Here is a 10,358-nt window from a genome sequence, read left to right on the forward strand (position 1 = left end):
GCTTATGCCTCCTGAGTGTTCGCTTGATTGGCGCGCGATGCGGTTAGCGCCAGGTAGATTTTCTCGACCGGTTTAACCAGCATCAGCGACAGTGCGCCAGAGAACAGTACCACCAGTGACTGAACCACTTCGACCATCTCACGTTCGATGTTGGCATACTCAAACGACAGCTCGTTACCGCCCTGGAACAGGATACCGAACAGCAAGGACGCAAAGAAGATACCGATGGGGTGGCCGCGGCCAATCAGTGCCACAGCAATACCGGTAAAGCCGTAGCCCGATACAAAGCCCAAGCGGATCTGCTGGCTATAGCCCATGACTTCGTTCATACCCAACATGCCAGCCAGTGCGCCAGAAATCAGCATCACGATAACGGTCAGGCGTTTTGGGTTGATACCGCCATAGGTCGCAGCGGTTGGGTTTGAGCCGAGCGCGCGAATAGCATAACCCCAGCGGGTGTGCCATAGCAGTAGCCACACCAATACCAGTGCTGCCAGTGCCAGGAAGAATGACAAGTTCAGCGGGCTGCGTACAAAGTCGATGCCAAACCAGCCGAGGATGTCATGCATCATTGGCAGGTGAGCATTGCTTTCAAACACGGCCGATACCGCCGACATTTCGCCTTCTGGTTTGAGGACATTCACCATCAGGTAAACCATCAGCGAGGCCGCGATGAAGTTAAACATGATGGTGGTGATGACCACGTGGCTGCCGCGATAGGCTTGCAGGTAAGCGGGGATCAGTGCCCAGAGCGCACCAAAGGCCATACCCGCCAACAGCGCTACCGGGAAGACAATCCAAAACGGCATACTTGGGCCAAGTAGCAAACAGACAAGGCCGGTGCCCAGACCGCCGATGTAGGCCTGGCCTTCGCCACCAATGTTGAACAGGCCGGCGGAGAAGGCAATCGCCACTGCCAAGCCGGTAAAGATAAAGTTGGTGGCGTAGTAGAGGGTGTAACCCACGCCTTCTTGGTAACCGAGGGCGCCCTCGATCATTAGCTGGGCCGCGTCTAATGGATTCACGTCCACGGCGATAAACACTAGCGCCGATACTGCGAGCGCCAGAGCTAGGTTAAGTAGGGGTAGCAGCAGGACGTTGATCCACGCTGGCAGTTTGTTGTTGTTCACAGCGCCTCTCCTGCGGTGTCAGCTTGCTTGAGTTCATCGGGGATTACGTTGGCCATCATCATGCCCAAAATACGTTCGTTAGCTTTATCGGCAGCGACTTCGCCAACGATTTGGCCATCGAACATGACGATGATGCGATCTGACAGGGCCAGGATCTCATCGAGCTCAACCGATACCAGCAACACGCCTTTGCCTTGATCGCGCATATCGATGATGCGCTTGTGGATGTATTCGATAGCACCGATGTCCACACCACGGGTTGGCTGGCCGATCATCAGTACATCGGGGTCTTGGTCTACTTCGCGGGCGATAATCAGTTTTTGTTGGTTACCGCCTGAGAACAGCGAACTGCGCAGTTTTGGATTACGCGGGCGTACGTCCCACTCTTCCATCAGGCCCTGACAGTACTCGGTGATGTCTTTGCGCTTGCTCAGCCACTGGCCGTTGAAGCGTGGCTGTTCTTGAATGCCCAAAATGGCAGACTCTTCGGCCGAGAAGTTTTTCACCAGGCCCATGCTTAGGCGATCTTCTGGTACGTGACCGACTTTCATCTCGCGCACCAGCTTGGCAGAGCTTGGGGTGTCGGCAGTAATTCGGTTGCTGCCGATCTTCACCTCGCCCTTGGTGGGCTCAAGGATACCGGCCAGCACTTCCATCAGCTCGGATTGGCCGTTGCCGCTTACTCCAGCTACGCCAACCACTTCACCGGCGCGGATCTCTAAATCGACTGCTTTCAGCATGTCGACGCCGCGGCTGTCGGTGTAGGTCAGCTTCTCGGTGGATAGCAGCACTTCACCCGGGGTGGCATCTTGCTTCTCGACTTTTAGGCGAACCTTACGTCCTACCATCAACTCGGCCAGCTCTTCTTTGCTGGTTTCGCTGGTTTTTACATGGCCAACCATCTGGCCTTGGCGCATTACCGAGACATTGTCGGTAATCGCTAGAATTTCGCGTAGTTTGTGGGTGATCAGCAAGATGGTGACACCTTGGTCGCGCAGCGAGTGCAGAATGCGGAACAGGTGATCGGTTTCTTGCGGTGTCAGTACCCCGGTGGGTTCGTCGAGAATAAGGACTTTCGCACCACGATAGAGGGCTTTGAGGATTTCCACCCGTTGTTGCAGGCCCACAGGTAGCTCATCGATGGTGGCATCGAGAGGGACATCCAGTTGGTACTCATGGGCCAAACGTTGCAGCTCTTTGCGCGCTTTGCGCAGGCTGACGTTAAGCATGGCGCCGTCTTCAGCACCCAGTACCACGTTTTCCAATACAGTAAAGTTATCTACCAGCATGAAGTGCTGATGCACCATGCCAATGCCTGCCGCAATCGCTTCACGAGAGTTGGGAATATGGCAGATTTGTCCACCAACCAAGATGTCGCCTTGGTCTGCTTCATAGAAGCCGTAGATGATGTTCATCAAGGTGGACTTACCGGCGCCATTTTCGCCGATGATACCGTGCACAGTGCCCTTGGGAACCTGCAGGTTAATGTTGTTATTGGCGTGTACGTCGCCAAAGCGTTTGTCGATACCGCGTAGCTCTAGAGCCAGGGCCTGGTTGGGCCGGGAGTCGGACATTAGCTGTTACTCTTACTGTGGATTAAACGGCAGAAAGCCTCCGCTTACGGAGGCTTTTTGTTAATTATTGGCGCAGTGCAGGCTTAGAAGCTGCAGTCATTGCTCGCCATGTAGTCGTGTACTTTGATCTCGCCATCGATGATCTGCTGGGCGATCGCTTTAACCGCTTCTTCGTGCTCAGCGCTTACCAGGTCACGGTTGTACTCATCCAGTGCCCAATCGATGCCGCCAGCGGCTAGGTTACGTACGTCCAGACCGGCTTCGAAGTTGCCTTCTTTGTAGTCTGCGAAAACGTCGTAGGTAGACTTACCTACTAGCTTAACCATTGAGGTCAGCATGGTACCTGGGAACATGTAGTTCTGGTTAGAGTCTACACCGATGGCCAGTTTGCCTTCGTCTTTAGCAGCTTGGTAAACACCGTTACCTGAACCGCCAGCTGCCGCGAATACTACGTCAGAACCACGTGAGAATTGGCTCTTAGCCAGCTCTGCACCACGTACTGGATCGGCAAACGCAGAAGGGGTAGAACCGATCATGTTCTGGTAGTAGCCGATGTCAGCATTTACGTGCTTAGCACCTTGCTCGTAACCACAAGCGAACTTACGGATTAGTGGGATGTCCATGCCACCCACAAAGCTCACGGCGTTGGTTTCAGAAACCATTGCAGCCAGCGCACCTACCAGGAATGAACCTTCGTGCTCTGCGTAAATCAGCGATTTAACGTTTGGCAGGTCAACTACAGAATCGATGATTACGAAATCAGTCTCTGGGTATTTCTCAGCTACTTTAGCCAGCGCTGAAGAGTAGTTGAAACCTACGGTGATAATCGGTGAGTAACCACGGCGAGCCAGACGGTCCAGACCCTGCTCACGCTGGGTTTCGTTAGCTGGGGTGTATTCGAAAACACTTACGCCGCTGTCGTTTTGAAAAGCGGTCACGCCATTTTCATAGACTGCTTGACCAAAAGAACGGTCATGTTTACCGGCAGTATCGTAAGAGACTGCAGGCTTGAACTCAGCTGCAGAGGCAATGCTGCTTAGTGACAGGGCTACCGCAGCGGCGGTTAGAGAAATAGCGTGTTTCATTCGATCCTCTCGAAGTAACGTTGTTAATTTTGTTAAAATCTACCTTCCATGAAAGGCAAATTTGCTTCGGATTCTTAATCTCGGTTTGGAGCTCTACATAATAGCTTTTTCGAGCCACTAAAAACACTGTGATTACTGTGCTGTAATCATAGTTGATATCCATCACTTTGCAGTCTAAGCGCGGTAGGTGTAGATGACCGGTCCAAAAGCGGGAAGCAAATTTACCACCTGGTAATATTTAATCAAGCTGTCACAAAAATCTACTTTGATTTTCATCTTCGTTTGATTTTCATCAAGCAATTAACACTGTTCAGCCAGTAGTATTCGCCGTTTTTTCATCTCCGGGGCATACAAAATGCTAATGAATACGCTTCAGGCGGTATTGGTTGCGGGCATTATTGCGTATTGCGCACTCCTTTATAAATCCTTTAGAAAGCAAGCTCACTATGGGCGCTTGGACCCTAATACGTCGATGCTCAAAGTGGGTGTTGTGGGTGCGATAGCAAACTTTCTGGATACCCTCGGGATCGGCAGCTTTGCCATTAAAACTGCGTTTTATAAGCAGTTTAAGATGATCGATGACCGGGTGCTGCCGGGCACCCTGAATGGTCAATGTGTGCTGCCGACCATGACTCAGGCCTTGTTATTCATTGGCGCGGTGCCGGTGGACCCTCTGACTTTGATTAGTATGATCGTTGCCTCTGCGGTAGGTGCCGCGGTTGGTGCTAAGTATGTTGCCAACTGGAATCGTCAGTTAGTGCGTTTGGTCATGAGCATCTCACTGCTGATCGTCGGTATACTGATTCTGGCAGGCTTGATGGGCTGGTTCCCCTTAGGTGGCGAGAAGATGGGCCTGACCGGATTACCGCTGCTGATTGGCATCGCCGGTAACTTTGTATTTGGTGCGCTGATGACCGTGGGCATTGGCCTGTATGCGCCATGCATGACCTTGGTGTACTTATTGGGGATGAACCCGATGGCGGCCTTCCCCATTATGATGGGTTCGTGTGCCATCCTGAGCGTGTTCTCATCGGGCGCGTTTATGCGTCAAGGTGCCTTTGATGCCAAGGCTGTGCTGGTTGTGGCGATTGCTGGGCCGATTGCCGTGGTGGTTGCTGCTACCTTGGTGCAAAACATGAACCTAGAGATGCTAAAGTGGCTATTAACTGTGGTCGTGTTCTATACCGCGATTACCATGTACCGCTCATGGCAGAGCACTGAGAAACTGACGGCGCAGCGCTTGGCAAAAGCTTTGTAGTCGCCGCATCACACTTAACAAAAAGGCAATCCAAGTGGATTGCCTTTTTGCATTGTGGGGCCGATTAAGCGTGAGCTTGCTGGGTTTGAATCGCCAGCTTGGCACGGGCCTGCTTGATATAGGCCTGCATCACCATACTCACCACCAGTGCCAGTACAAAGGCGCCAGAGAAGATATACAGTGGGGTCTCATAAGAGCCGGTTGCTTCGCGTAGGAAGTTGTTGATCTGCGGCCCTGCCAGGCCTGCTGCTGCCCAGGCGGTAAGCACGTAGCCGTGAATAGCGCCCAGTTGCTTGGTGCCAAACAGATCGCCAATAAAGGCTGGTAGGGTCGCAAAGCCACCACCGTAGCAAGTGAGGATGGTAAACAGCACAACCTGGAACAGCAGCGCGCTTTTAATACTCGGCAGCCAGATAAAGGCGACAATCTGAATCGCGAAGAACGCCATGTAGGTCGCACCACGGCCGATGACATCGGAGAACGACGCCCAGCCAATTCGGCCCAGACCGTTGAACAGTGACATCAGGCCGACCACCAAAGCGGCGCTGGCGGCGTTCATGCCGACTGACTCCTGAGCCAGTGGGGATGCCGCAGAGATAACACCGATACCGCAAGAGATGTTAATAAACATCATGATCCACAGTCCCCAGAACGGCGCTGTCTTAACTGCTTCGTTGGCGGTCATCTGGGTCAGGTCTTGCTTAACCTCTTGCGCGCCGGATTCCACGGCAGCCTTCATGGTATCGGGCATCCAACCTTCTGGTGGGCGCTCCAGGTAAGAGGCCGAGGCCAGCATAACTACCAAGTACACCGAGCCCATAATAAAGAAGGTGGCAGGGATACTGATGGTTTCCATGATGTAGTTAAAGATGGGGCTGGCGATCATCGCACCAAAGCCAAAACCCATAATTGCCAGGCCGGTCGCCAGTCCGCGGCGGTCCGGGAACCACTTCACCAGTGTCGACACCGGGGTGATATAGCCAATCCCCAATCCAATCCCTCCGAGCACCCCATAGCCGAGCCACAACACATAGAGATTTTCAATGGAGGTGCCGATGCCTGCGACCAGAAAGCCGCCGCCAAACAGGATGGCAGCAACGGTGCCGGCGCGGCGCGGCCCATGTTTTTCAACAAAGTGCCCCATTACCGCGGCAGAGAGACCGAGGCAGAAAATGGCGATGCTAAACATGGTGATAACGGAACTGGAGCTCCAGCCGTAGGTAGTTTCGAGTGGATTTTTAAACACCGAGTAGGCGTAAACAGAGCCGATAGACGCGTGCACGCCCACCGCTGACGCGGCGATAAGCCAGCGATTTTTCATAACGTAGTCCTTACAGAATGTTGAGATTTCCTTAAAAACTCCTCACTCTAGGCCGGACATGCTGATGATAATTTGACCTATGTCAGTTTGTACTCAAGTCTCGCGGCCACTAAGGACTGGTTTGCCAAAAAGTGTTAAGTATATCTAGTTTACTCGGGAGCCAGATAGCGTTAAATCACGCTACTGGCGGCACCATTAAGGGGGAAGTTCGTATTGGCTAGGCGAGGGCGCGGATACTGGCGATCTCATCGAGTAGCTCCAGTAGCTCCGGTTCCACCGATTGTGGCTCGGAGCCTGCTAATAGCTGCGCTTCAATGGTGGCACATAACCCTTGCAAACGGCTGCAGCCAGTGTAGGCAGTACCACCGTGGAAGCGGTGGATATGTTTTTGCAGCTCGGTTTTATCCAGGTCTCCGTCTAACGCCAACTGCACCTGCTGCTCTACCTCCTCAAAGCCTTGCATCAGCATCTCTAACATCTCTAGCGCCAGCTGGGCGTTGTTGTTGGAACGCTGTAGTGCGGTACTCCAAGAAAAGCTTGGGTGCTCCACATCGATATAGCTTTGCAGCGAAACCACTTCGGCGGCCCAACGGCTGATGCATTGCTCCAGCGCTGGTTCATCGATTGGCTTGGCCAAGTAGTCGCTGAAGCCTTGCTTGATTAGATTCTCGCGCTCGCTGCCCATGGCGTGGGCGGTCACTGCGATAATCGGGGTGTCTTGGTTCTGGCTCTGCTTGCGGATTTCTTGGGTGGCAGCAATGCCATCCAGCAGCGGCATCTGGATGTCCATAAAGATCAGGTCATAGCGCTGGCGACGTGCCGCTTGCACCGCTTGTTCGCCGTTGGTGCATTGGTCGATATGCATCACTTGATCTTTCAATATGGCGGTGATCAGCTTGAGGTTTGCCTGATTGTCATCCACCGCCAGCACACTTAAGGGCAGCTTATCGCGGGTTTGGGTCTCCTCCGGTAGCACCGCTGGCATCTCACTATCTGGGCCATGGCCGGACAGGGCCTGCGCCAGCTTATGATGATTCAGTGGCTTGCTCAGACAGCGCTTGGCGCCGGCTTGCAGGATGCTTTGGTGGATCTCCGGGTCGCTGCTATTTATTAGCGCGATAACCTGCTCACAGCTGGTCTTGCTTTGCTCAATACTGGCAAACAGTGGCTCGACCTCCTGCCAGTCGCTATGGCCCAGCACGATGGCGGAATAGTCCTGCTCAAGTTTGTCACTAAACTCTTGGTCATCGCTGGCAACGTCCATGGTTAGCGGCCAGGTCGCGACCATCGCTTCACAGGCGCGGCGGCTATGGGCATGGGGCTCAAATAACAGCAGGCTTTGGCCATCCAGCGGCGCTCGGTCGATGCCATCGCCCATGATCACCTCAGACACCTCAATCTCGATATTGAAGATAAAGCTGCTGCCTTTATCAGGCTCTGATTCCAGCGAGATATTGCCGCCCATCTGCTGAACCAGCTTCTGGGTAATCACCAGACCCAGGCCGGTACCGCCGTACTCGCGGCTAATGCTGGTATCGGCTTGCTTAAAGGCTTGGAACAACTGTTTCTGCTGGTCTTTGCTGATGCCGATACCGGTATCGGTGACGGTCACCTGCAAGTTCAATTGCTGGCCATGGCGATTAGCCAACGCGATGTCCACCAGAATCTGCCCCTTGGTGGTGAACTTGATTGCGTTACCCAACAGGTTGGTCAGCACTTGCTGGATGCGCAGTGGGTCGCCGCGCAAGCCGTTGGGGATCAGTGGGTCGACTACCATGTTCAGCTCGAGGTTCTTCTCTTGCGCGCTCGGGCCGAGCAGGGTCACCACATCGTTGAGGGTGTCGCGGAAGTTAAACTCGATACGCTCCAAGCGCAGCTTACCAGCCTCTAATTTAGAAAAGTCGAGAATATCGTTAATGATGGCCAGCAGGTTGTTGGCTGATTTCTCGATGGTGTTGAGGTAGTCCGCTTGATTGGCTTGCAACGGTGTTTTAAGCAGCTGGCGAGCGAAGCCAATTACCCCGTTAAGTGGGGTACGTAGCTCGTGACTCATATTGGCCAAGAACTCAGACTTGGCCTTGGCAGCTTGCTGGGCTTCGCGCTTGGCAATGTCCAGCTCGATGTTTTGGATCTCAATCTGCTCGAGGGTTTCGCGCAAGTCACTGGTGGCCTGGTCGATGCTTTGGTGCATCTCCTCGTGGTACTCGGCCAGCGATTTAGCCATCGAGTTAATACCATGTTTTAGTAGCCCCAGCTCACCGGTAAACTTGCCATCGACTCGCGCATCGAGGCGGCCCTGACGGATTTTATCGACGATGTTTACCATGTCGGTGATCGGCGCAGTTACATGCTTGGTTAGCTGGAAGGCGAACAGCACACTGATGAGAACCCCAAACAGCACCATAAACAGCGCCACCGTGGTATCGCGAAACTGCAGCAGCAGCGCGCGGTCTTTGTTGTATTGCAGCGACACATAGCCGAGCAGCTCTGGGGTGCCGTTACTGAATGCAGCAAAGCTGCCTTCCGCTTCCGCCCAGATCGGAGCGCGCAGAATAATCCGGTTGGGGTAGATCTCTACCTGTGTGGCATCGGGCAAGGGCAGGGCGGGGTCGCTTTGCAGTAGCCGCATATTGCGGTGGTAGTTACTGGTGACAAACAGCTGGTTCTGCTTGTCGTAGACCGCGATGCTCTTAATTAGGTTCATCGCGGATCTCCGGGGAATGCTGCTTTTATCTTCAAAAAGAAATACTCGGTATCTCGATAGCCGTAAGCCATCCGCTTCATCAGTTTGATCTTGTTGTTCATCCCCTCCAATCGACAAGTGTGGAGGGGGTGGGTCGCTGATGCGACGATGCCGGGGAGGTAAGACTCTAACTTGTTGGCAAAGCGGATTAATGGCTCGATCCCACTTTCCTGCACCTGTTGCCACCACACATCCCACAAGCCTCGCGCTGTTTCTTCGTCTTTGCAGTACCAAAGCTCTTTGAGTTGTTCTTTGAGCAGATAAACCACCATCAATGAGCGATTGGCATCTAGCAGTTCATCCAGGTAGCTTTGTTGCTTGTCGCTCATGTTGGTTCTGTTTTTCAACAGCACCCAACGACTGCGCTTTACTCGCTGCCTAGCCTTCTTATCGCCCTTGAGTTCATTGGCACAGTCAACGCGCACACGGTCAATGACCTCTCGTCCATACTTGGCGATAACATGGAATAGGTCGTACACGACTTGGGCATTTGGGCAGTGTTCCTGCACCTCTAAGTCGAACGCTGTATTCATATCCATGGCTACAGCTTCAATGTTCTCACAGTGTTCGCCCAACATTTCGAAAAAGGGTCGGATTGCTGCCCGACTTCGGCCCTCACCAATCCAGAGCACTTGATGCGTATCAGCATCGGCGATGACCGTTGCATAGCGATGCCCCTTAAACAGCGCGAATTCATCCATCACCAGGCGTCGTACCTGCCCCCACTTAGGCTCACGGACTTCTCGTCTAAGCCGAGCTTTATCCAACTCTTTAACGGTGTGCCAATGCAGTCCAACCAACTGAGCCAAGTGCTTAATCGGCAGAAGCGGGCACAGCGATTGAACGAAATTAGCTAGGCGCTCTGTGATACGGGAAAAGGGCTTTAACCATGAAATATGCTCCGTGCGCGTACCGCACTGATGGCAGAGCAGGCGTCGTACGGGAACCATTAGAGTGACCGAGTAATCCAGGATGGTGCGTTCAGATACACGCCGGATGGACGTGTCGTGAATGTGCTGAGCTTCGGTTCCACAGTGACACCGCGGACGAGAGGTAGGGGTTAGGTGGATCTTGAGGGAGCGGTCGTGCTGCTCGATATGGGATGGCTTAAAGCCTTCCCACAGCTCGATCGGAAAGGTAAGATTCGACATCGAAAACGGCTGGTTGGTTACGGGGTTTGTTTGGCGACATCACCATAACCTATTCAGCCGTTTTCGTATCTATTCCCCGCTAATCTGCGAAGAACC

The 10,358-nt window shown here is 53.4% G+C and carries 7 protein-coding genes; 1 reads left to right on the top strand and 6 read right to left on the bottom strand.

Going from position 1 to position 10,358, the window contains the following annotated elements; all coding sequences use genetic code 11:
* Nucleotides 1–2: 2 nt before the first annotated feature.
* The 3 genes from G462_RS0118185 to G462_RS0118195 form a co-directional block, all read right to left on the bottom strand.
* Nucleotides 3–1,130: an ABC transporter permease gene (locus tag G462_RS0118185; protein WP_026960261.1), complete on the bottom strand. Its 1,128-nt coding sequence runs from the start codon at nucleotides 1,128–1,130 to the stop codon at nucleotides 3–5.
* Nucleotides 1,127–2,704, bottom strand: a complete 1,578-nt coding sequence (locus G462_RS0118190) for an ABC transporter ATP-binding protein (protein ID WP_026960262.1) — start codon at nucleotides 2,702–2,704, stop codon at nucleotides 1,127–1,129. The genes G462_RS0118185 and G462_RS0118190 overlap by 4 nt, the downstream gene beginning before the upstream one ends.
* Nucleotides 2,705–2,787: 83 nt before the next feature.
* Nucleotides 2,788–3,789 carry a BMP family lipoprotein gene (locus G462_RS0118195; RefSeq protein WP_026960263.1) on the bottom strand — a complete coding sequence of 334 codons (1,002 nt, stop codon included), beginning with the start codon at nucleotides 3,787–3,789 and terminating at the stop codon, nucleotides 2,788–2,790.
* A 355-nt stretch (nucleotides 3,790–4,144) separates the two neighbouring features.
* Between G462_RS0118195 and G462_RS0118200 the strand changes: the two genes are divergently transcribed.
* The gene (locus G462_RS0118200; protein ID WP_026960264.1) at nucleotides 4,145–5,047 is read left to right on the top strand and encodes a sulfite exporter TauE/SafE family protein; all 903 of its coding nucleotides are present in this window, start codon (nucleotides 4,145–4,147) and stop codon (nucleotides 5,045–5,047) included.
* Between the two features lie 64 nt (nucleotides 5,048–5,111).
* Here G462_RS0118200 and G462_RS0118205 read toward each other — a convergent pair whose 3' ends face one another.
* The 3 genes from G462_RS0118205 to G462_RS0118215 form a co-directional block, all read right to left on the bottom strand.
* Nucleotides 5,112–6,368, bottom strand: coding sequence for an L-lactate MFS transporter (locus tag G462_RS0118205; protein ID WP_026960265.1), 1,257 nt, complete (start codon nucleotides 6,366–6,368; stop codon nucleotides 5,112–5,114).
* A 217-nt stretch (nucleotides 6,369–6,585) separates the two neighbouring features.
* Nucleotides 6,586–9,072 (bottom strand): two-component sensor histidine kinase BarA, encoded by a 2,487-nt coding sequence (gene barA / locus G462_RS23320; RefSeq protein WP_051326849.1) that lies wholly within the window; start codon nucleotides 9,070–9,072, stop codon nucleotides 6,586–6,588.
* Complete coding sequence (locus G462_RS0118215) at nucleotides 9,069–10,262, bottom strand: ISL3 family transposase (RefSeq protein WP_026958461.1); 1,194 nt, start codon at nucleotides 10,260–10,262, stop codon at nucleotides 9,069–9,071. The genes barA and G462_RS0118215 overlap by 4 nt, the downstream gene beginning before the upstream one ends.
* Between the last annotated feature and the right edge of the window lie 96 nt (nucleotides 10,263–10,358).

Origin of the sequence: Aliagarivorans taiwanensis DSM 22990 (genome assembly GCF_000429505.1) — a bacterium.
Taxonomy (GTDB): domain Bacteria; phylum Pseudomonadota; class Gammaproteobacteria; order Enterobacterales; family Celerinatantimonadaceae; genus Aliagarivorans; species Aliagarivorans taiwanensis.